The sequence below is a fragment of the Nonomuraea sp. NPDC050663 genome, assembly GCF_044456985.1.
GTDB lineage: Bacteria > Actinomycetota > Actinomycetes > Streptosporangiales > Streptosporangiaceae > Nonomuraea.
The window spans coordinates 209,475-235,217 of sequence record NZ_JBITGL010000006.1; the positions used below are offsets into that span (position 1 = coordinate 209,475).

Annotated in this window: 21 protein-coding genes, 1 tRNA gene and 1 riboswitch; of the genes, 7 read left to right on the forward strand and 15 right to left on the reverse strand. The window is 71.5% G+C overall.

From position 1 onward, the window contains the following. Positions 1–14: 14 nt before the first annotated feature. Positions 15–383: a PH domain-containing protein gene (locus ACIBH1_RS21265; RefSeq protein WP_181613701.1), complete on the forward strand. Its 369-nt coding sequence runs from the start codon at positions 15–17 to the stop codon at positions 381–383. Here ACIBH1_RS21265 and glgA read toward each other — a convergent pair. Together glgA and ACIBH1_RS21275 are read right to left on the reverse strand one after the other, a co-directional pair. Further along, positions 365–1,534: a glycogen synthase gene (gene glgA, locus ACIBH1_RS21270; RefSeq protein WP_397315541.1), complete on the reverse strand. Its 1,170-nt coding sequence runs from the start codon at positions 1,532–1,534 to the stop codon at positions 365–367. The two genes, ACIBH1_RS21265 and glgA, sit on opposite strands and share 19 nt — an antisense overlap. 9 nt (positions 1,535–1,543) lie before the next feature. Then, entirely contained in the window at positions 1,544–2,065 is a 522-nt protein-coding gene (locus ACIBH1_RS21275; RefSeq protein WP_397315542.1) for an isochorismatase family protein, read from the reverse strand. Positions 2,066–2,122: 57 nt separating this feature from the next. On the opposite strand from ACIBH1_RS21275, the gene glgC reads away from it, so the two are divergent. Further along, positions 2,123–3,358, forward strand: coding sequence for a glucose-1-phosphate adenylyltransferase (gene glgC, locus ACIBH1_RS21280; protein WP_397315543.1), 1,236 nt, complete (start codon positions 2,123–2,125; stop codon positions 3,356–3,358). Between the two features lies 1 nt (position 3,359). Here glgC and ACIBH1_RS21285 read toward each other — a convergent pair whose 3' ends face one another. Continuing rightward, complete coding sequence (locus ACIBH1_RS21285; protein WP_397315544.1) at positions 3,360–4,313, reverse strand: Gfo/Idh/MocA family protein; 954 nt, start codon at positions 4,311–4,313, stop codon at positions 3,360–3,362. A gap of 60 nt (positions 4,314–4,373) precedes the next feature. Between ACIBH1_RS21285 and ACIBH1_RS21290 the strand changes: the two genes are divergently transcribed. Together ACIBH1_RS21290 and ACIBH1_RS21295 are read left to right on the forward strand one after the other, a co-directional pair. Continuing rightward, a complete protein-coding gene (locus ACIBH1_RS21290) occupies positions 4,374–5,645 on the forward strand; it encodes a lipopolysaccharide biosynthesis protein (protein ID WP_397315545.1) in 1,272 nt (423 codons plus the stop codon). Between the two features lie 14 nt (positions 5,646–5,659). Then, a complete protein-coding gene (locus ACIBH1_RS21295; protein ID WP_397315547.1) occupies positions 5,660–6,739 on the forward strand; it encodes a GNAT family N-acetyltransferase in 1,080 nt (359 codons plus the stop codon). A gap of 403 nt (positions 6,740–7,142) precedes the next feature. Here the strand turns inward: ACIBH1_RS21295 and ACIBH1_RS21300 are convergent. Further along, positions 7,143–7,217 (reverse strand) — tRNA-Pro (locus ACIBH1_RS21300). 145 nt (positions 7,218–7,362) lie between these two features. Beyond that, complete coding sequence (locus tag ACIBH1_RS21305) at positions 7,363–8,094, reverse strand: enoyl-CoA hydratase/isomerase family protein (protein WP_397315548.1); 732 nt, start codon at positions 8,092–8,094, stop codon at positions 7,363–7,365. 101 nt (positions 8,095–8,195) lie between these two features. Here ACIBH1_RS21305 and ACIBH1_RS21310 point away from each other — a divergent pair, with 101 nt between their 5' ends. Next, complete coding sequence (locus tag ACIBH1_RS21310; protein ID WP_397315549.1) at positions 8,196–9,938, forward strand: gamma-glutamyltransferase family protein; 1,743 nt, start codon at positions 8,196–8,198, stop codon at positions 9,936–9,938. On the opposite strand, the gene ACIBH1_RS21315 is transcribed toward ACIBH1_RS21310, so the two are convergent. From ACIBH1_RS21315 to ACIBH1_RS21330, 4 genes are read right to left on the reverse strand one after another with little or no spacing between them, the layout of a single operon-like run. Further along, positions 9,920–11,263, reverse strand: coding sequence for a pyridoxal phosphate-dependent decarboxylase family protein (locus ACIBH1_RS21315; protein WP_397315551.1), 1,344 nt, complete (start codon positions 11,261–11,263; stop codon positions 9,920–9,922). The two genes, ACIBH1_RS21310 and ACIBH1_RS21315, sit on opposite strands and share 19 nt — an antisense overlap. Positions 11,264–11,266: 3 nt before the next feature. After that, the gene (locus tag ACIBH1_RS21320) at positions 11,267–12,115 is read right to left on the reverse strand and encodes a fumarylacetoacetate hydrolase family protein (protein WP_397315552.1); all 849 of its coding nucleotides are present in this window, start codon (positions 12,113–12,115) and stop codon (positions 11,267–11,269) included. After that, entirely contained in the window at positions 12,108–13,010 is a 903-nt protein-coding gene (locus ACIBH1_RS21325) for a catechol 1,2-dioxygenase (protein ID WP_397315553.1), read from the reverse strand. The genes ACIBH1_RS21320 and ACIBH1_RS21325 overlap by 8 nt, the downstream gene beginning before the upstream one ends. Further along, positions 12,998–14,446, reverse strand: a complete 1,449-nt coding sequence (locus tag ACIBH1_RS21330; protein WP_397315554.1) for an aldehyde dehydrogenase — start codon at positions 14,444–14,446, stop codon at positions 12,998–13,000. The genes ACIBH1_RS21325 and ACIBH1_RS21330 overlap by 13 nt, the downstream gene beginning before the upstream one ends. 99 nt (positions 14,447–14,545) lie before the next feature. Here ACIBH1_RS21330 and ACIBH1_RS21335 point away from each other — a divergent pair, with 99 nt between their 5' ends. Continuing rightward, on the forward strand, positions 14,546–15,988 hold the full coding sequence (locus ACIBH1_RS21335) for an aldehyde dehydrogenase family protein (RefSeq protein WP_397315555.1): 1,443 nt from the start codon (positions 14,546–14,548) through the stop codon (positions 15,986–15,988). On the opposite strand, the gene ACIBH1_RS21340 is transcribed toward ACIBH1_RS21335, so the two are convergent. Together ACIBH1_RS21340 and ACIBH1_RS21345 are read right to left on the reverse strand one after the other, a co-directional pair. Next, complete coding sequence (locus ACIBH1_RS21340; protein ID WP_397315556.1) at positions 15,983–16,759, reverse strand: acetoacetate decarboxylase family protein; 777 nt, start codon at positions 16,757–16,759, stop codon at positions 15,983–15,985. The two genes, ACIBH1_RS21335 and ACIBH1_RS21340, sit on opposite strands and share 6 nt — an antisense overlap. Positions 16,760–16,805: 46 nt before the next feature. Then, entirely contained in the window at positions 16,806–18,497 is a 1,692-nt protein-coding gene (locus ACIBH1_RS21345; protein WP_397315558.1) for a thiamine pyrophosphate-dependent enzyme, read from the reverse strand. Positions 18,498–18,664: 167 nt separating this feature from the next. On the opposite strand from ACIBH1_RS21345, the gene ACIBH1_RS21350 reads away from it, so the two are divergent. Continuing rightward, on the forward strand, positions 18,665–20,206 hold the full coding sequence (locus ACIBH1_RS21350; protein WP_397315560.1) for a hypothetical protein: 1,542 nt from the start codon (positions 18,665–18,667) through the stop codon (positions 20,204–20,206). Here ACIBH1_RS21350 and ACIBH1_RS21355 read toward each other — a convergent pair. From ACIBH1_RS21355 to ACIBH1_RS21370, 4 genes are all read right to left on the reverse strand, one after another. Beyond that, entirely contained in the window at positions 20,141–21,235 is a 1,095-nt protein-coding gene (locus ACIBH1_RS21355; protein ID WP_397315561.1) for a mechanosensitive ion channel family protein, read from the reverse strand. The genes ACIBH1_RS21350 and ACIBH1_RS21355 overlap by 66 nt on opposite strands. Positions 21,236–21,247: 12 nt before the next feature. Continuing rightward, positions 21,248–22,243 (reverse strand): ribonucleotide-diphosphate reductase subunit beta, encoded by a 996-nt coding sequence (locus tag ACIBH1_RS21360; RefSeq protein ID WP_397315832.1) that lies wholly within the window; start codon positions 22,241–22,243, stop codon positions 21,248–21,250. After that, the gene (locus ACIBH1_RS21365; RefSeq protein ID WP_397315562.1) at positions 22,243–24,396 is read right to left on the reverse strand and encodes a ribonucleoside-diphosphate reductase subunit alpha; all 2,154 of its coding nucleotides are present in this window, start codon (positions 24,394–24,396) and stop codon (positions 22,243–22,245) included. The genes ACIBH1_RS21360 and ACIBH1_RS21365 overlap by 1 nt, the downstream gene beginning before the upstream one ends. Before the next feature lie 78 nt (positions 24,397–24,474). After that, positions 24,475–24,684: riboswitch (cobalamin riboswitch) on the reverse strand. A gap of 23 nt (positions 24,685–24,707) precedes the next feature. Continuing rightward, entirely contained in the window at positions 24,708–25,652 is a 945-nt protein-coding gene (locus ACIBH1_RS21370) for a tripartite tricarboxylate transporter substrate-binding protein (protein ID WP_397315563.1), read from the reverse strand. Between the last annotated feature and the right edge of the window lie 91 nt (positions 25,653–25,743).

Below are 25,743 nucleotides of genomic sequence, written 5' to 3' on the forward strand. Positions count from 1 at the left end.
CGCGTTGCCCAGATATGGCAGATATCCCTTACGACCGAAAAGAGCAACTCAAGCAGATCGAGAGCGGCTTATTGCGCGGCGAGCAGATCATCGCCGTCTACGACGCCATCGGTGCAGGCACCGGCTTCCTCGGCCTCACCGACCGCCGCGTGATCGTGCAGGACAAGTCGTTCGTCGGCAAGAAGATCGCCATCACGAGCATTCCCTACAACAAGATCTCCGCGGTCAGCGTCGTCAGCAACAAGTCGCTCGCCGGGCAGTTCTTCTCCTCCGGCGCCATCGCCATCCACGTCGGCACGCACACCTACGAGGTGGAGTTCCGCGGCGACGACAAGGCCCACCACGTGCACAACGTGATCCTGCACTACATCAGCGCGGCGTAGAGCTCCAGGGTCCGCTCCGCGATCCTCGACCACGAGAAGTGCGACACCGCCCGCGCCCGTCCCGCCGCCCCCAGGGCGGCCGCGCGCGCCGGGTCGCCCAGCAAGGCGTTGACCCGCTCGGCCAGGTCGGCGGCGAAGAAGTCGGGATCGTGCGGCTCGCCGTCGGCCTTGGCCGAGATCGGCACCAGCAGCCCGGTCTCGCCGTCGGCCACCACCTCGGGGATGCCGCCCGTCGCGGTGGCGACCACCGCGGTCTCGCAGGCCATCGCCTCCAGGTTCACGATGCCCATCGGCTCGTAGACCGACGGGCAGACGAAGACACTGGCGTGCGTCAGCAGCTGGATGACCTCGGGCTTGGGCAGCATCTCGGAGATCCAGAAGACGCCGTCGCGCTCCAGCCCCTCGACCAGCCCCTTGATCTCGGCGGCGATCTCGGGCGTGTCGGGCGCTCCCGCGCACAGCACGAGCTGGGCGCCCGGGTCGAGGGAGCGGGCGGCGCGCAGCAGGTGGGCCAGGCCCTTCTGCCGGGTGATGCGGCCCACGAAGATCACGTACGGCCGGTGCGGGTCGATGCCGTGCTTGCGCAGCACCGCGGTGTCGCGGTCGGGGGCGTACTCGACGGTGTCGATGCCGTTGTGGATGACGCTCACCCGCTCGGGCGCGATCTCCGGGTAGGCGGCCAGCACGTCTCTGCGCATGCCCTCCGAGACGGCGATGACCGCGTCGGCCGAGGCCAGGGCGGTGCGCTCGGCCCACGAGGAGACGGTGTAGCCGCCGCCGAGCTGCTCGGCCTTCCAGGGGCGCAGAGGTTCGAGGCTGTGCGTGGTGACGACGTGCGGCGTGCCGTACAGCAGCTTGGCGACGTGGCCGGCGAAGTTGGCGTACCACGTGTGGCTGTGGACCACGTCGGCGCCCTCGCACGCGGCGGCCATCTCCAGGTCGACGCCGAGCACCTGCAGGGCCGCGTTGGCCGTCTCCAGGCCGCCGGGGACCCGGTAGGCGGACACGCCCGGCTCCTCGCGGGCCGCGCCGAAGCAGCGCACCCTGACGTCGGCCAGGCGCCGCAGCTCGCGGGCGAGATACTCCATGTGCACCCCGGCCCCGCCGTACACCTCGGGCGGATACTCACGGCTCAGCAGATCGACGCGCATACGCAAACCTTAGCCAAGAGCGGCGAAGAGCTCGGCGGAGGTGGCGACGGTGCCCAGGCGCGGGAAGACGTACTCGAAGGCGAACTCGTGGGCCTTGCCGTCGAGCCCCGTGGTGCCGCACTCGACCACGATCACCTCGTAGCCGAACTCGTCGGCGAAGCGGGCCGTCTGCTCGACGCCGAAGTTGGTGGCGATCCCCGCGATGACCAGTGTGGTGATGCCGCGCGAGCGCAGCTCATCGTCGAGGCCGGTGTTGTGGAAGGCGCCCCAGGTCCGCTTGACGATCTCCAGGTCGCCGTCCTGGGGGCGCGCCTCGGCCACGAAGCCGCTGCCGGGCGGCTGGGCGGCGACGTTCGGCCGCTCGACCCTGACGTTGACCACGAGCCCGCCGGCCTTGCGCATGGCGGTCGCCAGCGCCGCGCACCGCGCGACGACGACCCCGCCCGAGTAGGGGGCCAGTTCCTGGCCGACGATGCGCTCCATCAGATCGACCAGCACCAGCGCGCTGGTCCGGGGGTCCAAGGTGATCATGCGCGCCACAATAGTCCGTTGACTGTTCTCGCGCCCGTTTCGGGGTAGCTTCTGCCTATGACGTCGCCCAGGGTCCTCGCAGTCGTGCTGGCAGGTGGAGAAGGAAAGCGGCTCATGCCGCTGACGGCGGACCGGGCCAAACCGGCCGTCCCCTTCGGCGGCATGTACCGATTGATCGATTTCGTCCTGTCCAACCTCGCCAACGGTCACTACCTCAAGATCGTGGTGCTCACCCAGTACAAGAACCACAGCCTCGACCGGCACGTCTCGCGCACCTGGCGGCTGTCGGCGATGCTGGGCAACTACGTGACGCCCGTCCCCGCCCAGCAGCGCCTGGGACCCCGCTGGTTCTCCGGCAGCGCCGACGCGCTCTTCCAGAACCTCAACCTCATCTACGACGAGGAGCCCGAGCACGTGATCGTGTTCGGCGCCGACCACATCTACCGCATGGACCCGCGGCAGATGGTCGCCCAGCACGTCGACTCCGGCGCCGACGTCACCGTCGCGGCGATCAGGCAGCCGCTGTCGCTGGCCGACCAGTTCGGCGTGATCGAGACCGACCCCACGGGCAACAAGATCGTGGCCTTTCGAGAGAAGCCCAAGGACGCCGTCGGCCTGCCCGACTCGCCCGACGAGATCTACGCCTCGATGGGCAACTACGTCTTCAAGACCCAGGCGATGATCGACGCGCTGCGCGAGGACGCCCTCGACCCCACCTCCAAGCACGACCTCGGGGGCAACATCATCCCGATGCTGGTCAAGGCGGGCGGCGCGGACGTCTACGACTTCGCCGACAACCTCGTGCCCGGATCCAACGAGCGCGACCGCGGCTACTGGCGCGACGTGGGGACCCTGGACGCCTACTACGAGGCGCACATGGACCTGATCTCCGCGCACCCCGTCTTCAACCTCTACAACGACCGCTGGCCGATCTACACCGGCCACGACCCGCTCCCCCCGGCCAAGTTCGTGCACAACGAAGGTGACCGGGTGGGCCGCGCGATCGACTCGCTCGTGTCGCCCGGCGTGATCATCTCGGGCGGCGCGGCGGAACGTTCGATCCTGTCGCCGCGGGTGGTGCTGCACTCCCACTCGCTGGTCGAGGACTCGGTGCTGATGGACAACGTCAAGGTCGGCAGGGGCGCGATCGTGCGCCGCGCCATCATCGACAAGAACGTGGTCATCCCCGACGGGGCGCGCATCGGCTTCGACCTGGAGCAGGACCGCAGCCGCTACGCCGTCACGCGGGGCGGCATCGTGGTGATCGGCAAGAACGAGATCGTCGAGAGGTGACCTAGCGGGCTCCGAGGCGGGAACGCACCTCCTCCATCACGCGCATGACCGCCAGGCTGTCGTCGAGCGGCATGATCGCGCTCTCCGTGCGGCCCTCGGCGAGCGCCGCGGCCACCTCGCGCACCTGGCCCTCGTAGCCGCCCTGCGCCGGGTCGAGCAGGTGCTCCTCCTTCTCGACGCCGGGCCCGCTGAGCACCATGCGGCGCGGCGCCCAGAAGGGCGCGTCGATGTCGGCGCGCAGGCCCGTGCCGACGACGGTCGCGGCGTTGGCCATCGGGCTGAGCAGCGAGGTGTCGAGCAGTGCGCGGGCGCCGCCCGCATAGGTCAGCATGATCCCGGCCTCGGCGTCGACGCCCGACGGCGCCAGCGAGCCGGTCACGTGGATCTCCTCGGGAGAGCCCAGCAGGAAGTGGGCCAGCGCGATCGGGTAGACCCCGAGGTCGAGCACGGTGCCGCCGCCGGTCGCCGGGTCCCACAGCCGGTGGGCCGCGTCGAAGGGATGCGGGAAGCCGAAAGTGGCCTGGACCGAGCGGATCGGCCCGAACCGCTCGTCGGTGGCCAGGCGGCGCACGAGCGGGTTGAAGCGCATCCACATGGCCTCCATGAGGAAGACGCCCGCCTCGCGCGCCAGCTTCACCAGCCGCTCGGCCTCGGCCAGCGACGCGGTCAGCGGCTTCTCGCACAACACCGCCTTGCCCGCCGCGATCGCCAGCTCCGCCACCTGAAGGTGCTGGGCGTGCGGGGTGGCGACGTAGACGGCCTCCACGTCGGGGTCGGCGCACAGCTCGGCATAGGAGCCGTAGGCCTTCGCACCGCCCAGGTCGGCGGCCAGAGCGGCGGCGCGTCCCACGTCGCGCGAGCCGACGGCGGCCACCCTCATACCGGGCTCGGCCGCGATCACCGTGCCCACGGTCCGAGCGATTCCACCAGTTGCGGCAATACCCCAGTTCGTCATGAGTACCGATTGAAAGCCAGAGACAAGGCCACCGCAACCGGCGCACCGCACAGTGTGACCATGACCACCCTGGCCGCGCGGTTGCGAAGCGACCTGAGGAACCCTCTGTTCCTGCAGGGGTACGCGCTCATGGCCAACACGGGGATCACCGCCGTGCTGGGCCTGGGCTACTGGATGCTGGCCACCCGCCTGTACTCCGCCGAGGCCTTCGGCGAAGGACAGGCGCTCATCGCCGCGATGCGCCTGTTCGCCTCGCTGACCGGCCTGGCGTTCGTCGGCGTGCTGGCCAGGTTCATCCCGCTGGCCGGCCGGCGCACGGGCGAGCTGATCGTGCGCGGCTACATGGTGGCGGGAGCCATCGGGCTGGTGGCGGCGCTCGGATTCCTGCTCACCCTGCCGATCTGGGGGCCGGCCTACTCCGCGCTCGGCGGCTTCGGTCCCGGCCTGTTCTTCCTGGCCGCGGTGCTCGTCTGGACGATCTTCACGCTGCAGGACGTGGCCCTGACGGGCCTGCGGCGCGCGGTCCTGGTGCCGGTCAACAGCATGCTCTACGGCCTGGTCAAGATGGGCATGCTGGTGGGCCTGGCGGGCGCGATGCCGGGTGACGGCATCTTCGTCTCCTGGGTGCTGCCGACCGCCATGGCGGTCATCCCGATCAACTGGCTGATCCTGCGCCGCTGGGCGCCCGCCGCCCGGCACGACGGGCCGCCGCCCACCGCCCGCGAGGTCGGCCGCTTCCTGGCCGGCGACTTCCCCGGGGCGCTGTCGGCGCTGCTGGTCGTCTTCCTGGTGCCGGTGCTGGTGGCCGCCTGGCTGGGCGACCCGCGGCTGTTCGGCTACTTCTCCGTCGCCCACTCGCTCGGCTGCATGCTGTGCGTGCTGACCGCGAACATGGCCGTCTCGCTGACCGTCGAGAGCTCGGGCAGGCGCGACGAACTGGCCAGGAACGTGCGCGCGACGCTGCGCCGCACCTTCACCCTGGTCGTGCCCGTCGTGCTGTTCGTGCTGGTCGGCGCGCCCACCATGCTCGGATTCTTCGGAGCGGAACTTTCCGCCTACGGAACGCCGTTGCTCAGGCTGATGGCGCTGGCCGTACTCCCCGGAGTCCTCATCGACGTCCACCTCGGCACCCTGCGTGCCACGGGCGAGGCAGCACGCCTGGCCGTGGTCCAGATCGGCCAGGCGGTGCTGGTGCTGGGCTCGGTCGCCGTGGCCTTCCCCGTCTGGGGCATCGCGGGCGTCGGCTACGCCATCGTCGGCAGCCAGCTGCTCGTCGCGGCCCTGGTCCTCCCCCGGGTCCTGAAGGACCAAGCACTCGACATCCACGCATAGGGTGAGCTCACACTATGAAGATCCACGTCGTACGGCCCGGCGAGCTGGGCGCCCCCGAGATCGCGGCCTGGCGTGCCATGCAGGACACCCTGCCGCACCTGGCCAACCCGTTCCTCAGCCCCGAGTTCGCCGTCGCCATGGGCGAGGTCTCACCGCACGCGCGCGTCGCCGTCCTCGACGACGGCGAGCCGGCCGGCTTCCTCGCCTACGAGCTGAACGGCCGAGGGGTCGGCGCCGCCATCGGCGCCTGGGTCTCGCTCGGCCAGGGCCTCGTGCACCGGCCCGGCCTGGAGATCACCGCCGACGAGCTCCTCGCCGGCGCGGGACTGCACGTCTACGAGTACGGCACGCTGGTGCCCCACCAGCCGTGGTTCCAGCCGTTCGAGACGTTGTCGCAGGAGAGCGTCATCGTCGACGTGTCCGGCGGCTTCCCCGCCTATCTCGAAGGGCTGAGCAAGCAGTTCGTCTCCAACACCTTCCGCAAGGAGCGCAAGCTCGGACGCGAGGTGGGCGAGGTCTCCTTCGACTTCGACGTGCGCGACGAGGCGACCTTCCGTCAACTTCTGGAATGGAAGTCCGGCCAGTACCGGGCGATGGGGCGGCCCGACCGGTTCGCCAAGCACTGGGTGCGCGAGCTGGCCGAGCGGCTGTGGGCGATCGACACGCCGGCGTTCGCGGCGCCGCTGTCGATCCTGTACGCGGGCGGCAAGCCCGTCGCCGGCCACTTCGGGCCGCGCTCGTCGTCGGTGCTGGTCGACTGGTTCCCCGCCTACGACCCCGCGCTGTCGCGCTACTCCCCCGGGCTCATCATGCACCTGCGCCTGTCGGAGGCGGCGGCCGCGCACGGGGTGCGCTCCTTCGACCTCAGCGTGGGGACGGGCTCGCAGTACAAGAACTCGCTGCGCAGCCACGGCATGCCCGTGGGCGAGGGCATCGTGCGCCGCCGTACGGCAGGCGCCGCCGCCCACTGGGTCCGCACCGAACCAGTCAGGCGGACGCGGCGCTTCATCCTGGAAACCCCCGCCCTGTACGGCGCGGCGGACAGGCTGATGCGGACCGCGGCCAAGGTTCGCAACCGCGGTCAAGCGCAGTAGTCCCTGCTGCCGCGACTCAACAGGGAGCGCAAGCGCGCCTCCGCCACGACGGCGGCTGCCTTGTCGTCTCCGGCCCATCCACTCCGTCAGACCGCATGAATCGCACCGGGCCAGCTTCAGCCCTGCCGTCACGAGTCGATCACGCAGGCGCGCGATGACCTTCCGCTGATCGAGCATGGCCAGGAGGTCTCCGGCCACTTCCGCGTTCGTCTTGGCGCAGCTTGAGCCCACCCACTTCCCGTTCTGGGGCCGACGTCTTCGTCAGTCCACGTTCGAAGAGCACCCATTGTTCGATTATCACGATGTGAGCCCCGAAAGCACGGTTGGCGTGGGCCGTGCCAGGGGCGGTCGGGCCGGGATCCAGCCGGGGGTTCGCCATTCCCTCCGGACAGACCGGCACCGGTCCGAGTGGCAGGATTCGAACCTGCGACCTTCTCCTCCCAAGGGAGACGGGCTGACCAATCTGCCCTACACCCGGAAAATTCAAAAGCCGCCCGGTGCAGCACCTGGCGGCTTCGCGGATCCCCTGTGGCCAGGGGTTATCCGGAAGCCGTGGCGGGCGGCAGAAGAAGTTCTCTCATGGCTTCCACGGTAAAGCGCAGCCCCGATAAGGCGCCACCGAATTAAAAGCGCGGCGGCCGCTTCTCGAGAAAGGCCGCGACGCCTTCGGCGGCGGATTCGCGGGATCGGCGTTGCCATTCCAGGAATCGTGCCTCGTCGGCGCGGCCGTCGGCGATCTCCTTGGCGGCGGCCAGCGAGACGGGCGAGCGGGAGGCGATGGTGGCGGCCAGGGCGTGGACGCGGGCGTGCAGGTCGTCGGGGACCTCGTCGACGAGGCCGGTGCGCAGCGCCCACGCGGCGTCGTAGAGGTCGGCCGAGTAGAGCAGCAGTTTGGCGGCTCCGGGCCCGATCTGGTCGACGAGGCGGCGGGTGGACGACTGCGGGTAGACGAGGCCGAGCTTGGCGGGGGTGACGCCGAAGCGGGCGCCGGGGTCGGCCAGGCGCAGGTCGCAGGCGAGGGCGAGCTGGCAGCCGCCGCCGACGCAGAAGCCCTCGATCTTGGCGATGACGGGCTTGGGGAAGGCGATGAGCGCCTGTTCCGCGGCGACGGTCAGGCCGGTGTCGTCGCCGCCCTCGGTGAGCCGGGAGATCTCGGAGACGTCGGCTCCGGCGCTGAAGGTGCCTCCCGCGCCGGTGAGGACGGCGACCTTGACGCCGGGGTCGCCGGCCAGCTTGTCGAGCAGCTGGGGGATGAGCCGCCACATCTCGGCGGTGAGGGCGTTGCGTTTGCCGGGGCGGTCGAGGGTCAGGGTGGCGACGCCGTCGTCGATCGTCACCGTGATCGGTTGTGTCACCTTCCGATTGTGGCTCAGGGGGCGGCGGCGGGTTGCGGCGGCATGGACGAACAGGGGTCGTGCTTTCCTGTCCTTGTATCGCCTGCGATGGGAGTCCCCTGATGTTCACCACCCGACCCGAGTTGTCCGGCGATTTCGGGATGGTCGCCTCCACCCACTGGCTGGCCTCCGCGACCGGGATGAGCGTGCTGGAGCGCGGCGGCAACGCCTTCGACGCCGCGGTCGCCGCCGGTTTCGTGTTGCAGGTGGCCGAGCCGCATCTGAACGGGCCGGGCGGCGAGGTGCCGATCCTGCTGTGGGACGCGCGGGAGGAGCGCGTGTCGGTGGTCTGCGGCCAGGGTGTCACTCCGGCGGCGGCGACGCTGGAGCACTACACCGGGCTCGGGCTCGACGTGGTGCCGGGCACCGGCCTGCTGGCGGCGACGGTGCCCGGGGCGTTCGGCGGGTGGCTGCTGATGCTGGAACACTGGGGCACCTGGCCGCTGGCCGACGTGCTGGCTCCGGCGATCTTCTACGCCGAGCGGGGCGTGCCGATGTTGCCGCGCATCGCCGACACGATCGCCCGCGTGGAGCGGCTCTTCCGCGACGACTGGCCGACTTCGGCGGCGACGTGGCTCGGCCACGGCGACCGGCTGGCCAACCCGGTGCTGGCGCGGACCTACCGCGAGCTGGCCGAGCGGGCCTCGGCCGCGGCCACCCGCGAGCAGGGCATCGCCGCGGCCCGCGACGCCTGGTACCGGGGCTTCGTGGCCGAGGCGATCGCCGAGTTCAGCCTGAAGACCGCCTGGCGCGACAGCTCGGGGGGCGTGCACGGCGGGCTGCTGTCGGGCGACGATATGGCCTCGTGGGAGGCGGGTGTCGAGGAGTCGCTGACCTTCGGCTACCGAGGGCACACGGTGTGCAAGACCGGCCCGTGGGGTCAGGGCCCGGTGTTCCTGCAGCAGCTGGCGCTGCTCGACGGGTTCGACCTGGACGCCGCGGGCTTCCTGTCGGCCGACTACGTGCACACCGTGATCGAGTGCGCCAAGCTGGCCTTCGCCGACCGGGAGGCCTGGTACGGCGACGCGGACGTGCCCATGGACGACCTGCTCGGCGTGCCGTACAACGCGGAGCGGCGGGGTCTGGTGGACGGGAGTGCCAGTCGCGAGCTGCGGCCGGGCTCCCCCGGCGGGCGGACGCCGCGGCTGCCGCGCCTGCCGGGAGCACGGCGGCCGGCGCAGGCTGGGACGGGCGAGCCGACGGTCGGACGCGACGGGAGCGTGCGGGGCGACACCTGCCACGTCGACGTGGTCGACCGGTGGGGCAACATGGTCTCGGCCACGCCGAGCGGTGGCTGGCTGCAGAGCTCGCCGGTCATCCCGTCGCTGGGTTTCTGCCTGGGCACCAGGGCGCAGATGTTCTGGCTGGAGGAGGGCCTGCCGGCGTCGATGCGGCCGGGCGTGCGGCCCCGCACGACGTTGTCGCCGTCGTTCGCGCTGCGCGACGGCGCTCCGTGGCTGGCCTTCGGCACGCCGGGCGGCGACCAGCAGGACCAGTGGAGCGTGAACTTCTTCCTGGCGCTGGTCCACGGCGGCCTCAACCTGCAGGAGGCGATCGACGCGCCGATGTTCCACTCCGAGCACTTCCCCAGCTCCTTCTTCCCGCGTACGGCGCAGCCGGGCGTGATGCAGGTGGAGGAGCGGCTCGATCCGGCGGTCGTGGCCGAGTTGCGGCGGCGCGGGCACGAGGTGGAGGTGCTGGGCCCGTGGTCGCTCGGGCGGCTCAGCGCGGTCGCGCGTGACGGCGGCTTCCTGAAGGCGGCGGCCAACCCGCGCGGCGCGCAGGGTTACGCCGTGGGCCGCTGAGCGGCCAGCGACTCCACGGCGGCGTGCAGCGAGTCCACGACCAGCTCGGATTCGGGTTTCATGAGCACGCTGCGCATGACGCGCCCGTGGGCGGTGTCGAGGCCGATCGACGGGTGGCGGGCGGCCATGGCCTGCCGCCCGACGGTGAAGGTGCTCAGGTGGAGGTCTTCCGCCATGCCGTCGTCGAGCAGGCGGGCCGAGAGCCGGTCGATCTCGCCGAGGGTGGCGGCCTTCGGGAAGTAGGTCACGATGTCGAGCTCGGGCGACTGGTAGAGCTCCAGCAGGGGCGATTCGGCCAGCAGCGAGGCCCAGCGCACGGCGGCGCGGCGACCGGCCGCCAGCACCTCGCCCAGGCCCTCCCTGGTGAGCGGGAGCAGCCGCAGCGTGAACCAGAACGCGGCGGCCGAGGCCCCGGCGCGTGAGCATTCCAGGCTGATCTCGCCCAGGTGCAGCTCGTCGGAGGTGAAGTAGGTGTAGGGCGAGTCGTGCACGTAGAAGCGGCCCACGGCCGGGTCGCGGAAGAGCACGGCTCCGCACCCGTACGGCTGCAGCCCGTGCTTGTGCGGGTCGACCACGACGGAGTCGCATCCGGCGATCGCCCGCCACGGCCCGGCGTCGAGGCCGGTCCCGGCCAGCAGCGTGAAGAACCCGCCGTAGGCGGCGTCGACGTGCACGCGGGCGCCGTACCTGCGGGCGAGCGGCAGCGCCTCGTGCACGGGGTCGATCGCCCCGAGCCCGGTGGTCCCGGTGGTCAGCACGACGGTGCCGATCCGGCCGGTGCGCAGCAGGTCCTCCAGGGCGTCGAGGTCCATGCGGCCGCGGTCGTCGGCGGGCACGGCGTGGCCTTCGACGCCGAGCACCCGGCACATGCGGGCGTGGGTGTAGTGCGCCTCGGCCCCGTAGGCGATGCCGAGATCGGGGTGCAGTTCGCGGGCGACGAACAGCGCCTCCAGGTTGGCGATGGTGCCGCTGCTGGTCAGGTGGCCCAGGTGGGTGCCGAAGCCGAACATGGCGGCCAGCTGGGCGACGGCCTCGCGCTCCATCGCGGCGGTGGCGGGGCCGCCGTCGAGGGCGTGGTTGTTGGGGTTGATCAGCATGGCTGTCAGGTAGCCGACGACGGCCGCGGGGTGCGGCGGCTTGAGCATCTGGCCGGCGTAGCGGGGGTGGAAGAAGGGGTAGTTGTCGCGCAGCCTGGCCACGAGGGCGTCGAAGGCGGGCTCGACGTCCTTGACGTCGAGCGAGGGGTGGCGTTCGAAGGGCCCGTATCCGGCCTCCCACTCCTCGATCGCGCCGACGGCGCGCTCCAGCCAGTGCCGCAGGTCCATCGTTCAGTCCTTTCGAGGCGCCCTGATGCCGCGGAACTCCCAGTCGCCGCCGAGCGCGGTGGAGAGCACCTCCTCCGAGGCGGTCGGCTGCGCGCCGACGTCGGCGCGGATGGCCGCCGGTCCTGCGACGATCCTGCTGGCCAACGTACCCAGCCCGTCGACGGACACTTCGACCAGGTCGCCGGGCTGCACGGGCCGTGAACCCGCCGGGGTGCCCGACAGGAGCACGTCGCCCGGGTGGAGGGTGATGGTCCTGGCGATGTCGGCGACGAGGTAGTGCATGTCCCAGGCCATCTCGTCGGTGCTGCCGTCCTGGACGACGGCGCCGTTGACGCGGGTGGTCAGGCGCCTGCCGCGGAAGTCCCAGCCGGTGACCAGGCCGGGGCCGAGCGGGCAGAGCGTGTCGGAGCCCTTGACCCTGAGCATCGATCCGGCGTCGGTGTCGCGGAAGTCGTGCAGGCCGAAGTCGTTGGCGATGGTGTAGCCGGCGATGTGCTCCGCCGCCCGCTCCGGCGGGACGTTGCGGCAGGTGCGGCCGATGACGATGGCCACCTCGCCCTCGTAGTTGAGGTAGCGGCAGCCCTCCGGCCTGACCACGGCGCCGTTGTGGGCGTTGAGCGAGGAGGTCGGCTTGTGGAAGTAGGTGGGGGTGGCGGCCAGCTTGACCTGGAACTCCTCGACCCGGCTGCGGTGGTTGAGATGCACGGCGATGATCTTCGACGGGGTGACGGGAGGCAGGTGCACGGCCTCGCCGGCCTTCACCCTGCGCCCGTCGCCCGCGACCAGTTCCTCCCCCTCCCGGGTGACCTCCGTGACCGCGCCGTCGAGGAGGATCCTGCGGTGTTCAGGCATGCCAGCCGCCTTCCGGCCGGTCGAACCACAGGTGCACCTGCCCGGTGCCGACCGAGTTCTCGTAGTCGCTGTAGCGCCTGGCCGGGGCCGTGCAGGCCGCTTCGCCGAGCGCGCCGATCATCATCAGGTAGTGGCCGAAGCGGGCCTCGGGCTTGACGGTGAGGAAGTGCGGCATCGTGCCGAGCACCTTGGCGTGCTCGCCCGCCTCGAACCAGGCGATGCGCTCCAGGTCGGCCTCGCGGGCGGCCGCCGTACGGATGTGGGCCGGGTCGCTCGGCTCGTGGTCGCGGATCTCGCGCAGCGGCCAGAAGGTGTGGCTCAGCGCGCCGGAGGCGATCAGCACGACCTTGCGGTCGCTCGCCTGGATGGCGGCGCCGAGCGCCCTGCCCAGCCGCAGGAAGTCCTCGGTGTCGGCGGTCTGGCAGACGCCGATGGAGATCCAGCGTTTTCCTTCGGCGCCCAGGTAGGGGTCGTCGGGCACGCCCAGGTAGCGCCAGAGGTTGACGGTGGCGTAGTAGATCGGCAGGTAGGGGTCGTCGACGGCGGTGATCCAGGTGCCGTGCGCCCCGGCCCGGGCGGCGACGGCGTGCGCCAGCTCGGGATCGCCGGGGATGTCGTACGGCACGCGGCACATGCCGCGCGGCAGCTCCTCGGAGGTGTAGAGCCCCGCCCTGCGCTGTTGCGCGGTGACGACGAACTCGACGGTGGTGGCCCAGTGGGAGTCGAGCACCACGACGGTGTCGTAGTCGAGCGTGTCGAACACCTCCGCCCGCAGCCGCCGCAGCCCCGGCACCAGGCTGATCTCGCGGCCCTCGTTGAGCTCGCGCCTGGTGACCTCGGGCAGCACGATCGTGGGGACGTGCGACAGCAGGCCGGCCGCGGCTATCTCACCCATGGCGCGCTCACCGTGTTCTTGACGTCGCAGTAGAAGTCGAAGCTCCAGTCGCCGCCCTCGCGTCCGACGCCCGACTGGCGCGAGCCGCCGAAGGGGGCGCGTAAGTCGCGGACGAAGAAGCAGTTCACCCAGACCGTGCCGGCGACCAGGCGGCGGGTGACCCGGTCCGCGCGCTCGGGGTCGCCCGTCACGACGACAGCGGCCAGGCCGTACTTCGTGTCGTTGGCCATGGCGAGGGCCTGTTCCTCGTCGTCGAAGGTCTGGAGGGTCAGCACCGGGCCGAAGACCTCCTCGGTGACGATCTCCGAGCCCGGCTCGACGTCGGTCAGGAGCGTGGGCGGGTAGTAGAAGCCGTTCTCGGTCCTGGGGCGGCCGCCGCCGATGAGCGCGCGGGCGCCGCCGGCCAGGGCGCGGCGCACGAAGCCGTCGACGCGTTCGACGTGGCGCGGGTGGATCGAGGGTCCGACGTCGGTCTCCTCGTCGCGGGGATCGCCCTGCACCAGGGCACGCGCGCGTTCGAGGAACCTGGCGGTGAACTCCTCGGCGACCGCCGACTCGACCAGCAGCCGGGTCCCGGCCAGGCATACCTGCCCGGCGTTGTCGTACTGCTCCACCGCGAGGTCGGCGGCCTGGTCGAGGTCGGCGTCGGCGAAGACGACGAGCGGCGACTTGCCGCCGAGTTCCAGGCTGAGCGGGGTGAGGTTGGCGGAGGCGAGCCCGGCGATCCTGCGCGCGGTCGGCACGGAGCCGGTGAAGCTGATCCGCCGCACCCGGGGGTCGGCGATCAGCGGCTCTCCCACCTCGGCGCCGTGACCCTGCACGACGTTGAGCACGCCGGGCGGCAGCCCGGCGGCGTGGGCGATGTCGGCCAGCAGCGAGGCGGTCAGCGGCGACCATTCGGCCGGTTTGAGCACGACGGTGTTGCCCGCCGCGAGGGCCGGGGCGATCTTCCAGGTGGCCAGCATGAGCGGCGCGTTCCAGGGGGTGATGAGGGCGCAGGGTCCGGCCGGGTCCCAGCTGACGTGGTTGCGGTGGCCGCGGGTGTCGAAGTCCTCCCTGCCCAGCTCCAGCAGCCAGTCGGCGAAGAAGCGGAAGTTGTGCGCCACGCGCGGCATGACGCCTCGCCGGTGGGAGCGCAGCAGGGCGCCGTTGTCGGTGGTCTCGACGACGGCCAGCTCTTCGAGGCGTTTGTCGACGCCGTCGGCGATCGCGTGCAGCAGCGCCGCCCGTTCCTCCCGGCCGGTGGCCGCCCATCCGGGGAAGGCGTCCGCGGCGGCGGCGACGGCGGCCGAGGCCTCGGCGGCTCCTCCGCGGGCGACGTGGGCGATCACCTGCCCGTCGATGGGCGACACATCGGCGAACGTCTGCGGGGAGGCCACCCGCTCACCGCCGATCCAGTGCCGGGTGTCCACCTCCACTCCGGCGATCCGCGTCATCACGACCTCCACCGTTTGGTTCCGAACAAACTAACCACTCCCGAAATGCCCGGTCAAGGCACTATTGTTTGGGGCCGAACAGTCCCACGGGAGGGCCCGATGATGGACGTGCCCGGCTGGCTGGATCTGGCCGCGACGCTCGACCTGCCCCGCTCGGGAGCCGGTCCCGCCTTCCCCGTCGTCTCCCCGCGCGACGGCACGGTCGTCGCGCAGGTGCCCGACGGCGGCCAGGCCGAGGTGGACGCCGCCGTCGCTGCCGCGCGGCGGGCCTTCGACGAGGGTCCGTGGCCGCGCCTGGCGCCGGCCGAGCGCGGCCGGGCCCTGCTGGCCCTGGCCGAGCTGGCCGAGCGTCACCGCGACGAGCTGGCCCTGCTCGTCTCGCTGGAGATGGGCAAGCCGATCACCGACGCGCACGCCATCGAGCTGCGCGCCCTGATCTCGACGCTGCGTTTCTACGGCGAGCTGGCCGGCAAGGGCGCCGACGAGCTCCCGCACACCGGCCCCGACGCCCTGGCGATGGTCACGCGCGAGCCCTCCGGCGTGGTCGCGGCGGTCGTGCCGTGGAACTTCCCGCTGACCCTGGCCGGATGGAAGATCGCCCCGGCCCTGGCGGCGGGCTGCACCGTGGTGCTCAAGCCGTCGGAGCGCTCCCCGCTGTCGGCACTGCGCCTGGCGGCGCTCGCCCGGGAGGCCGGGCTGCCCGGCGGCGTGCTCAACGTCGTCACCGGCGACGGACCCGCCACCGGCCGCGCCCTCGGCCTGCATCCCGGCGTCGACGTGCTGGCCTTCACCGGCAGCACCGAGACGGGGCGCCACTTCCTGCGCTACAGCGCCGACTCCAACCTCAAGCGCGTCTGGCTGGAGCTCGGCGGCAAGTCGCCGAACATCATCTGCCCCGACGCGCCCGACCTGGAGCGGGCCGCCGCCACGGCCGCGTGGGGCGTCTTCTTCAACGCCGGCGAGATGTGCACCGCGCCCTCGCGCCTGCTGGTCCACGCCGACGTCGCCGACCAGGTCGTCGACGCCGTCGTCGAGAAGGCGCGGGCGCTGCGGCTCGGCGACCCCCTCGACCCGGCCACCGAGATGGGCCCGCTGGCCGGCCGCACCCACCTGGAGCGGGTGCGCGGCTACGTCGACGCGGGCCGGCGCGAGGGCGCCAGGCTGCGGGCCGGCGGCGGTCACGACGGGCTCTTCCACGAGCCGACCGTCTTCGACCGGGTGACGCCGGGGATGACCGTCGCCCGCGAGGAGATCTTCGGCCCCGTGCTCTCCGTGCTCACCTTCACCTCCGTCCAGGAGGCCGTCCGGCTGGCCAACGACAGCCCGTACGGCCTGGCGGCGGGCCTGTGGACCGCCGATCTGGGCACCGCGATCACCGTCAGCCGTTCGCTGCGCGCCGGCACGGTCTGGGTCAACTGCTACGAGGAGGGCGGGCTCAACGTGCCCTTCGGCGGCTACAAGCAGTCGGGCAACGGCCGCGACAAGAGCGTGCACGCCCTGGAGAAGTACACCGAGCTGAAGACCACCTGGATCCAGCTATGACAACACCCTCCCGCCGTTCCACGTCACCCCGACCTGGCGGTGGTAGGCGCCGATGATCTCGTGCACCTCCAGCCGGGCCAGCTCCTCGGTCGGCGACTCGAACAGCGCCAGCGTGGCCTCGGCCGCCCACGCGGTGCCCGCCTCGAAGGCGGCGGCGCCCGACTCGATGAGCTCGTCGAGTGGCGCCTGACCGCCGGGTTCGATGCTGGGCATCCAGCGGTGGTGGGCCATGGGGTGGGCGTTGACGAAGCCGTTCGACTCCGACGGCCCGGTCAGGGTGATCACCGCCTCGGCCAGGCGGCGGTCGGCGGCGGCCAGGGTGGCGCCGAACCTGGCGCCCGCCTCGATGCGCGGGGCGGGACCGTAGGGGTGCGGCCTGGTCTGGTGGATGGAGCCGAGCTTCTTCGGATAGCCCTGGTGCAGCCCTCTGGCCAGGGCGAAGTCCTTGTCGACCCAGATGTAGACGCACCGGGAGTAGGTGCGTCCCTCGAAGGAGCAGCGCACCACGGCGAAGCACTCCTTGTACTGCGCGCGCACGGGGTCCAGGAGCTCCTCGCCCGTGGTGCCGCACGACTGCCAGTCGGCCCAGATCAGCGCGACCGCGCCGGGGTCGTCGGGCGCCGGAAGGAGCGGGGCGGGCAGCAGCTCGGCCACGCGGGCCGGGTCGGTGCGGTACTCCACGGTGATCAGGTCGCCGGAGTAGTGCCAGGGCGGCGCGGGGACGAGCGAGGCGCGTCCCGTCGCCGTCCGCGGATACAGGAAGCCTTTCATTTGGATCCGTACAGTATCCTTCCCGCCGCCTGCGGCGCCAGAGTCCTCATGGGCGGAACACCGTGTCGGGCACGACCGCCACATCGAGCAGCAGCGGCTCGGTGCGGGTGGGCAGGGTGGGCACGACCTCGTCCAGGACGGCCAGCAGGTGGTCGTGGTCGTCGACGCGGATCGCCGGGCAGCCGAACGAGCGGGCCAGGCCGCTCAGGCTGACCTCCTCGAACGACGGCCACGGCGCCTTGCCGCCCTCGTGCAGGTCGGCCAGGCGGTCCATGACGGCGTAGCGGCCGTTGGCCAGGACCACGAAGAGGGCGCCCACCTGGTAGCGGACGGCGCTCCACAGGGCCTGGACTCCGTAGATCGCCGAGCCGTCGCCGACCACGGCGACCATCGGGCGCTCGGGTGCGGCCATGCGCAGGCCCACCGCGGCGGGCAGGGCGAATCCCAGGCCGCCCATCGCCGCCGAGACGAACCCGAGTGGGCGGCGGGCGGGCAGGATCCGGTGCAGGTCGGGGCGGGAGGAGGGGGTCTCCTCGACGACGACGGTGTCGGGCGCGAGCCGTACGGCCAGCGCGGCCAGCACGTGAGACGCCCGCATCGGCTCGCCCGGCCCGGGGCCCGTCACGCCGGGGTCCCGCTCGCCCGTCCGCCACGTCCTTCCGGCCTCGGCCGGGACGCCGAGCTCGGCCAGCAGGCCCTCGCAGACCGTGGCGGGCGGGCCGAGCACCGCCAGGTCGGCCGGGCTGCGGTGGGCCTCGGCCGGGTCGTCGGTCACCACGGCGATCCGGGTGCCCGCCTCCACCAGGGGCCCCGGCTGGTACGGGTAGTGCCGCAGCGCCGCGGCGCCCACCACCAGCACCAGGTCGTGCCCGCCGAGCGCCGCCCGCTGCTGGGCCCGGCCGGCGGGCAGCACCCCCGCGTGGAGGTTGTGGTCCTGCGGGAATCCGGCCCGCGCCCCGAACGACTCCTGCCACACCGGGCACCCCAGGTGCTCGGCCAGCGCCACGAGCGCCGCCCAGGTGCGCGAGGAGTCGGCGCCGGACCCGGCGACGATGACGGGCGTGCACGCCTCGGCGACCATGGCGGCCAGCTCGGGCACCACGTCGGCGGAGGAGTGCAGGTCGATGGCGAGAACGTCGCGCATGTCGGGCGCGGCCGAGGTGCCGAGCGTGTCGCGCAGCTCGGGCGGCCGTCCGGCGCGGATGAGCTGCCGGGGCGCGGCGATCACCTCCTGCGGGTCCATCTCGGCCAGCCAGTCGTCCATGGGCACGACGACCAGGGCCGGCCCGCGCCAGGTCTGCGCCTCGTGCCAGGCGCGCGCGATGGCGCCCGGCACGTCCTGGGCGCGCGGCGGCTGGTCGAACCAGACCGGGTAGTCGCCGGCCAGCCCCGCGAGCCGTCCGGCGAGGAAGGGCTCCAGGGCCAGGTGCCGCCGGTCCTGCTGCCCGACGATCACCACGAGCGGGGCCCGGTTGACGCGGGCCGTGGCGATCGCGCCCACGGCGTTGCCCAGCCCGGCCGTGGTGTGCAGGAGGGCCAGGGCCGGGCGCCGGGTGGCGATCGCCACGCCGGTCGCCATGCCCACCACCGACCCCTCGTGCAGGGCCAGGACGAAGGAGAGGTCGTCGGGAAGCCCGCACAGCAGGGGCACCTCGGTGGAACCGGGGTTGGCGAACAGGGTGGTCATGCCGTGGCGCCGCAACACGTCGAAGGTCACGTCTCGAACCGTCAGCATCATCGTCCAAAATTGTTCGGAGAACGAATCGAGAATCACATGCTCTGCGTTCCGCGAACGTAGGCGCTGATGGAGGCCACGTCAACCGGCGACCACCGAGTTCGCATGTCGAACGACCATACGCTCTATGGTTTCCTTGAGGTAACCATGCGGCCGGGTAGTCTGCTGGGGTGCGAAGATCGAAACGTCTGACCGCGGCCGAGCGCGCGTTATGGTCCGCCTTCCCCTCGGGTGACTGGGTCGATCTGCGCAACGGCGAGCGCGAACACGACGACCCGGCGCGGGCGCACACCTGGGGCCGCGAGCGCCAGATCCGCGCCGAGGTCATCACCGAGCTGCTCCTGGGCGCCGCCGAGCGACAGCCCGGCCGGGTGCCCGCGCTGCGGCTGGCCGGGGCGCGCGTCGTCGGCGACCTCAACCTGTCGGAGTCGGCGCTGGAGACCACGCTCCACCTGCTCAACTGCCACGCCGGCGGCGTCGACCTGACCGACGCCACGACCAGGAGCGTACGGCTGCGCGGCTGCGAACTCGACCGCGTGATCGCCAGCAGGGCGCAGGTCAGCGGGGTGTTCGACCTCAACGGCTCGACGATCGCCCACGGGGTGCGCATCGACAACGCGCGCATCGAGGGCCAGCTGCGCATCAGCCACGCCACCGTCGGCTCCCCTCCGCCGCCCGGCGCCTCCTCCGAATCGGGCCACTACGACGTGCGCGAGCCGGAATCGCCCCTCGTCGGACGCTCACAGCACGAATGGGCGATCTGGGCGGGCGGCGTCGCCGTCACCGGCGCGGTGTTCCTGCGCGAGCTGACCGCCACCGGCGGCATCCGCATGATCGGCGGCGCCTTCCCCGGCGGCCTGTACCTGCGCGGCGCGCAGATCACCGCCCTGGGCCCGATCGCGATCAACCTCGACTACTGCACGGCCGGAGCGGTCGAGCTCGACGACGGCTTCACCGCGCGCGGCACCGTGCGCATGCGCAGCGGCACGATCACCGGCACGCTCTTCATCTCCGACGCCACTCTCATCGCCGAGGACCGCAGCCTGCACGTCACCCACATGCAGATCGACGAGCTGGTGCTACTCCCCCGCCACATCGAGGGCGAGGTCAACCTGCGCTACTCGCGCATCGGCGTGCTCTCCGACCGCCCCGGATCCTACCCCTCCCGGGTGCTGCTCGACGGCCTGACGTACGAGTCGATGCGCGGCACCTGGAGCGTCGACGACCGCATCGCCTGGCTGGCCCGCGACACGCGCGGCTACCGGCCGCACCCCTACGAGCAGCTGGCCGCCTGGTACCGGCGCATCGGCCACGAGAGCGACGCGCGCCGGGTGCTGCTGGCCAAACGCCGCAGGCAGACCGGCACCCGCCGGCCCCGCGCCCGCATGGCGGGAGCCCTCCTCGACGTCACGGTCGGGTACGGCTACCGCAGCTGGCTGGCGGGCGTGTGGGCGGCGCTGCTGCTCACCGCCGGCACCCTGGTCTTCTCCACCTGGCGGCCCACCAAGGTCGACCCCGACGAGATGCGCACCTTCTACCCGTTCGTGTACACCTTGGATCTGCTCGTGCCGGTGAGCGTCTTCGAGGCGCGCGGCGCGTGGGAGCCGGTGGGGTGGACGGTGTGGGTGGCGTGGACGCTGATCGTCTCAGGCTGGGTCCTGGCCACCGCCCTCATCGCGGGCGCCACCCGCATTCTGCGCCCGGGGGCCTAGCTCGATACGGAAGCTGGGCAGCGTGTGCGGGTAACGGGTGCGGATGAACTCCACCAGGTGCTCGCGCGCGTCGCACTTCAGGTCCCACACCGAGGCCGAGTCGGCCGCGCTCATCAGCGCCCGCAGCTCGACGAGGCCGTTGGGCAGGATGTCGGTGATCTGCAGGGTCCAGTCCTTCTGGTCCCAGAGCGGGTGCTCCTTGACGAAGGCGTGCAGCTCCTCCCGCAGCTCGGGAACGGGCACCGACCAGTCGACGCGCAGGTAGACGTGGCCGATGACGCGGCTGCCGTGCCTGGTCCAGTTCTCGAACGGGTTCTGGGTGAAGTACGACACCGGGAAGACCAGCCGCCGCTCGTCCCACGAGCGGACCACGACGTAGGTGAGGGTGAGCTCCTCGATGCGCCCCCACTCGTTGTTGACCACGACCACGTCGTCGAGGCGCAGCGCGTCGCTGAAGGCCAGCTGCAGCCCGGCCAGCATGTTGCCGATCGTGGACTGGGCGGCGATGCCGACGATGGCGCCCGCGATGCCGGCTGAGGCGAGCAGGCCGGTGCCGAGCGCGCGCACCTGGGGGAAGCTGAACAGGATCGCGCCCAGGGCGATGACCACGATGACGGCGGCGGCCACCCGCCGCACGAGGGTGATCTGGGTCCTGATGCGGCGGGCGCGGCGGTCCCTCTCGCCGTCGATGCGTTCCAACTGGTTGAGCACCACGTCGGTGACGGCGTAGGTGGCCTGGATGACCAGCCAGGTGGCGGCGACGATGGTGAGCAGGCCCAGCACGTGGTCGACCTGGGCGGCGACCTCCTGCTCCTGCGTGTCGGTGCCGAACATGTTGGGCAGGAAGCCGATGTTGAAGGCCACCAGGACGGCGACCGCGAAGCCCGGCCAGACACAACGGCGCAGGAACGGCTCGGCCGCCGACCACTTGGTGGTGGCTCGGATGAGGAGTCTCCGGATCAGCTCGACCACGATGACGGCTCCGAGAACGCCGCCCGCCAGGTTGAGCAAATTCTGGGACAAACTCATGGTCCAATCACATCAGAAAGCCTCGTCAAAGGTCACATTGCCCTCCACGGCCACCTGGTAGGCGGAGACACGCCGTTCGAAGAAGTTCGCGAGTTCCTGGACGTCCTGCAGCTCCATGAACGCGAACGGGTTGGCCGTGCCGTACCTGCGGCCGAAGCCGAGGCGGACCAGGCGCTGGTCGGCGACGTATTCCAGGTATTGGCGCATCTGCTCGGCGCTCATGCCGGGCATGCCGTCGCCGCACAGGTCGCGGGCGAAGGCGAGCTCGGCGGCGACCGCCTCCTCCAGCATCTCCACGACCTGCTTGTCCAGGTCGGCGTCGAACAGGCCGGGCTCCTCCGCGCGCACGGTGTCGACGACGCTGAAGGCGAACTCCATGTGCATGGACTCGTCGCGGAAGACCCAGTTCGTCCCGGTGGCCAGGCCCTGGAGCAGGCCGCGGGAGCGGAACCAGTAGACGTAGGCGAACGCGCCGTAGAAGAACAGTCCCTCGATGCAGGCGGCGAAGCAGATCAGGTTGAGCAGGAAGGCCCGGCGGTCCTCGCGGGAACGCAGCTCGCGCAGGTCGCCCAGGGAGTCGATCCACTTGAAGCAGAAGTCCGCCTTGTCGCGGATCGAGGGGATGTTCTCGACGGCGGCGAAGGCCTTGATCCGCTCGTCCAGGTCGGGCAGGTAGGTGTCGAGCAGCGTCAGGTAGAACTGCACGTGCACGGCCTCTTCGAACAGTTGCCTGCTGAGGTAGAGGCGCGCCTCGGGGGCGTTGACGTGCTGGTAGAGGTTGAGCACCAGGTTGTTGGCGACGATCGAGTCGCCGGTGGCGAAGAAGGCCACCAGCCGGTTGATCAGGTGGCGCTCCTGGGCGGTCATCCTGGGCAGGTCGGCCAGGTCGGTGTGGAGGTCGATCTCCTCGACCGTCCAGGTGTTGCGGATGGCGGCCCGGTAACGCTCGTAGAAGTCCGGGTAGCGCATCGGGCGCAGGGTCAGGTCCATTCCGGGGTCGAGCAACATCACTGGCACGCCTCGCAGTACTCGGGGTTCTCAAGGGAGCAGGCCACGGCCTCCTGGGCGGTGACCGTCGTCTGGGCGATGCGCGTCGCGGGGCGCGAGCGCAGGTAGTAGGTGGTCTTCAGGCCGCTCTTCCAGGCGTAGGCGTACATCGACGAGAGCTTGCCGATGGTGGGGCTGGCCATGAAGAGGTTGAGCGACTGCGACTGGTCGATGTACGGCATGCGCGCGGCCGCCAGGTCGATCAGCGCCTTCTGGGGCAGCTCCCAGGCGGTGCGGTAGAGCTGCCGCAGGTCGGCGGGGATGCCGGGGATGTCCTGCACGGACCCGTCGGCGCGCTTGATCGCGTCGCGCATCTCCTGGGTCCACAGCCCGCGCTCCTGCAGGTCGCGCACGAGGTAGCGGTTGACCTGGAGGAACTCCCCCGACAGGGTCTCGCGCTTGAAGACGTTGGAGACCTGCGGCTCGATGCACTCGTAGCATCCGGCGATGGAGGCGATCGTCGCGGTGGGCGCGATCGCGATCATCAGCGAGTTGCGCAGACCCGTCTTGGCGATCTTGGAGCGCAGCGCGGCCCACGCGACGCTCGTCGCCGCGCCGTAGTGGTCGGGATGCAGCACGCCCCGGAAGGCCCGCGTGTCGCCGTACGAGGGGTGCCGCCCGCGCTCGACCGCGAGGTCGGCGGAGGTGTCGTAGGCGGCCAGCGCGATCTCCTCGGCGATCCGCGTGGACAGCTCCCTGGCCTGCGGGGAGTCGAAGGGCAGGCGCAGGGCGAAGAAGACGTCGGCCAGGCCCATCACGCCCAGCCCGATCGGCCGCCACTTCCGGTTGGCGCGCTCGGCCTCGGGCGTCGGGTAGAAGCCCAGGTCGATGGTCTTGTCGAGGAACCGTACGGCGGTGCGGACGGTCGCGCGCAGCCGCACGAAGTCGACGTCGCCGCCGGCCACGTGGGCGGCCAGGTTGATCGAGCCGAGGTTGCAGACGGCGGTCTCGGCGTCGCTGGTGACCTCGAGGATCTCGGTGCACAGGTTCGACAGGTGGATGACGTTCTCGGGCCGCGCGGTCTGGTTGGAGGTGCGGTTGGCGGCGTCCTTGAAGGTCATCCAGCCGTTGCCGGTCTGGGCCAGGGTGCGCATCATGCGGCCGTAGAGGGTGCGGGCCGGGATGGTCCTGGTGGCCAGGCCCTCGGCCTCGGCCCGGCGGTAGGCCTCGTCGAAGGCGTCGCCGTACAGGTCGGTCAGGTGCGGGACGGCCTTGGGGTCGAACAGCGACCAGTCGGCGTCGGCCTCGACCCTGCGCATGAACTCGTCGGGGATCCAGTTGGCCAGGTTGAGGTTGTGCGTGCGGCGGGCCTCCTCGCCGGTGTTGTCGCGCAGCTCCAGGAACTCCTCGATGTCGGCGTGCCAGGACTCGAGGTAGACGCAGGCGGCTCCCTTGCGGCGCCCGCCCTGGTTGACGGCGGCGACGCTGGAGTCGAGGGTGCGCAGCCAGGGCACGATGCCGTTGGAGTGGCCGTTGGTGCCGCGGATGAGCGAGCCGCGCGAGCGCACCCGGGTCCAGGCGATGCCGATGCCCCCGGCGTACTTCGACAGCCGCGCGACCTGGGCGTAGCGGTCGTAGATGCCCTCGAGCTCGTCGCGCGGCGAGTCGAGCAGGAAGCACGACGACAGCTGCGGACGCCTGGCGCCGGAGTTGAACAGCGTGGGCGACGACGGCAGGTAGGCCAGGCCGGACATGAGCCGGTAGAGCTCGGCGGCCTCCTCGACGCTGTCGGACAGGCCGCAGGCCACCCGCAGGAAGAAGTGCTGCGGGCGCTCCAGCACCGCGCGGGTGGCGGGGTGGCGCAGCAGGTAACGGTCGTAGACGGTGCGCAGGCCGAAGTACTCGAAGCGCCCGTCGGCGTCGTCGTCGACGAGGGCGTCCAGCGCGCCGGCGTGCGCCGCGACGAAGGCGGCCAGGGAGTCCTGGACGAGTCCTTCCGCGTGGGTGGCGGCGATCGACTCGGAGAACGACCGCACCCCGTGCGTGGCCGCCTCGTCGGCGATCTCCTCGGCCAGCAGGCGGGCGGCGATCCTGGAGTTGGCCGGGTCGGCGATCACCCGTGCCGCGGCTTCCTCGATGGCCAGCCGGCGGTCGGCGGAAACGATCTGTGTCACGCTCTCTCCTCGCGAGCTCTTCCCCGTATGAGGGCAGGCAGGCGAGCACGGAGCTCCCTGGAGCCGCCCTCGAGGCCCATGGATGGACACGTCGCTGGCAGGTCTTCGGACTCGTGGGCTCGTCAATGCTTCCTACTGGCCGTCGCTTCCCAGGCGCGTGATGCGCCCAGTGCTCGATGACGGCGGTCGTTCCCACTCACCGCTGCGGGGCAGTCCCCGATTCGCACGGGGTTCCCTTTTGCTCCGCCACCCTGGTGTGGGCGGCGAACCAGCAACGGGCAGGATCCTACATCTAGTGGCGCAGACCGCAACTACCCCCGGTATGTTGTGGCGGGCGTGTCGAGCAGTCCGAGATCGATGAGCACGTCCCTGGTACGGTCGACCTCCGAGGTCAGCCAGACGCGGAAGTCCTCGCCGCTGAGCGGCATCGGCGTCCAGCCCCGGCTGCGGCAGGCGTCGAGCCACTGGTCGGAGTAGGCGGCCTCGTCGCAGGCGGCCATCGCGGCCTGCCGGGCGGGGTCGGCCATGTCCTTCGGGCCGAAGGCGGCGCACCACTCGGCGAAGTCGACCCGGACGCCGCACTCCTTCAGTGTCGGCGCGTCGACCTCCGGGACCCGCTCGTCGGTCGAGACGGCGAGCACCCGGACGCGGCGCTGGGCGATGTGCGGCCGCCAGGCGTCGAGGGTTCCCGCGGCGGCGGCCGCGGCGCCGTTGAGCAGGGCCGGCACGGAGTCGGCGCTGGCGGCGTAGCCGGAGTAGTCGACCAGGCGCGAGTCGGCGCCCACACCGCGGGCGATCAGCCCGAACAGCACGTGGTCGGTCTCCCCCGTGGGGCCTCCGGCCAGGAAGGTGCGGGCGGGGTCGGCGACCAGTTGCGCGGCGAAGGCGTCGAAGTGGGTGTAGCGCGAACCCCCGGGGACCACGACGACGACGGGCTCGCCGGCCAGGCGGGCCAGCGGGGTGGCCACCTCCAGGATCGGGCGGCCGTGGTTGAGCTCGGCGGCGGCCAGGGCGGGCAGGCCGGTGACGGTGATCGTGGTGATCGGCCCGGTGGTGTCGCGTCCGGCGAGGGGGAAGCCCCGCTGCTCCAGCGCCCTGCCGTACGCCTGGGCCATCGGCGTCCACGGCGCGGCGGCGGCCACGACCGAGACGGGACCCAGCCGCGACGCCGTTCCCGGCCCGGAACCGCAGGCGGCCAGGGCGGCGGTGCTGGCGGCCACCCCCAGCCCGAGCGCGAAGAACTGCCGACGCCGCATGGACGCCCTCCCCCGACGATCTATCTGTTACCAGAGGTTATGCACAGATCACGGCGAGTTACACATCGGTCCGAGATGGCGACAAATCAGG

Excerpts from the sequence above, each read along its gene's own strand:
- ACIBH1_RS21285 (WP_397315544.1), bottom strand. The coding sequence starts at position 4,313 with ATGACGAACTGGGGTATTGCCGCAACTGGTGGAATCGCTCGGACCGTG.
- ACIBH1_RS21290 (WP_397315545.1), top strand. The coding sequence starts at position 4,374 with ATGACCACCCTGGCCGCGCGGTTGCGAAGCGACCTGAGGAACCCTCTG.
- ACIBH1_RS21325 (WP_397315553.1), bottom strand. The coding sequence starts at position 13,010 with ATGGGTGAGATAGCCGCGGCCGGCCTGCTGTCGCACGTCCCCACGATC.
- ACIBH1_RS21345 (WP_397315558.1), bottom strand. The coding sequence starts at position 18,497 with ATGATGCTGACGGTTCGAGACGTGACCTTCGACGTGTTGCGGCGCCAC.
- ACIBH1_RS21310 (WP_397315549.1), top strand. The coding sequence starts at position 8,196 with ATGTTCACCACCCGACCCGAGTTGTCCGGCGATTTCGGGATGGTCGCC.
- ACIBH1_RS21360 (WP_397315832.1), bottom strand. The coding sequence starts at position 22,243 with ATGTTGCTCGACCCCGGAATGGACCTGACCCTGCGCCCGATGCGCTAC.
- ACIBH1_RS21275 (WP_397315542.1), bottom strand. The coding sequence starts at position 2,065 with ATGATCACCTTGGACCCCCGGACCAGCGCGCTGGTGCTGGTCGATCTG.
- ACIBH1_RS21315 (WP_397315551.1), bottom strand. The coding sequence starts at position 11,263 with ATGGACCTGCGGCACTGGCTGGAGCGCGCCGTCGGCGCGATCGAGGAG.
- ACIBH1_RS21320 (WP_397315552.1), bottom strand. The coding sequence starts at position 12,115 with ATGCCTGAACACCGCAGGATCCTCCTCGACGGCGCGGTCACGGAGGTC.
- ACIBH1_RS21335 (WP_397315555.1), top strand. The coding sequence starts at position 14,546 with ATGATGGACGTGCCCGGCTGGCTGGATCTGGCCGCGACGCTCGACCTG.
- ACIBH1_RS21295 (WP_397315547.1), top strand. The coding sequence starts at position 5,660 with ATGAAGATCCACGTCGTACGGCCCGGCGAGCTGGGCGCCCCCGAGATC.
- ACIBH1_RS21355 (WP_397315561.1), bottom strand. The coding sequence starts at position 21,235 with ATGAGTTTGTCCCAGAATTTGCTCAACCTGGCGGGCGGCGTTCTCGGA.
- ACIBH1_RS21340 (WP_397315556.1), bottom strand. The coding sequence starts at position 16,759 with ATGAAAGGCTTCCTGTATCCGCGGACGGCGACGGGACGCGCCTCGCTC.
- glgA (WP_397315541.1), bottom strand. The coding sequence starts at position 1,534 with ATGCGCGTCGATCTGCTGAGCCGTGAGTATCCGCCCGAGGTGTACGGC.
- glgC (WP_397315543.1), top strand. The coding sequence starts at position 2,123 with ATGACGTCGCCCAGGGTCCTCGCAGTCGTGCTGGCAGGTGGAGAAGGA.
- ACIBH1_RS21330 (WP_397315554.1), bottom strand. The coding sequence starts at position 14,446 with ATGACGCGGATCGCCGGAGTGGAGGTGGACACCCGGCACTGGATCGGC.
- ACIBH1_RS21265 (WP_181613701.1), top strand. The coding sequence starts at position 15 with ATGGCAGATATCCCTTACGACCGAAAAGAGCAACTCAAGCAGATCGAG.
- ACIBH1_RS21370 (WP_397315563.1), bottom strand. The coding sequence starts at position 25,652 with ATGCGGCGTCGGCAGTTCTTCGCGCTCGGGCTGGGGGTGGCCGCCAGC.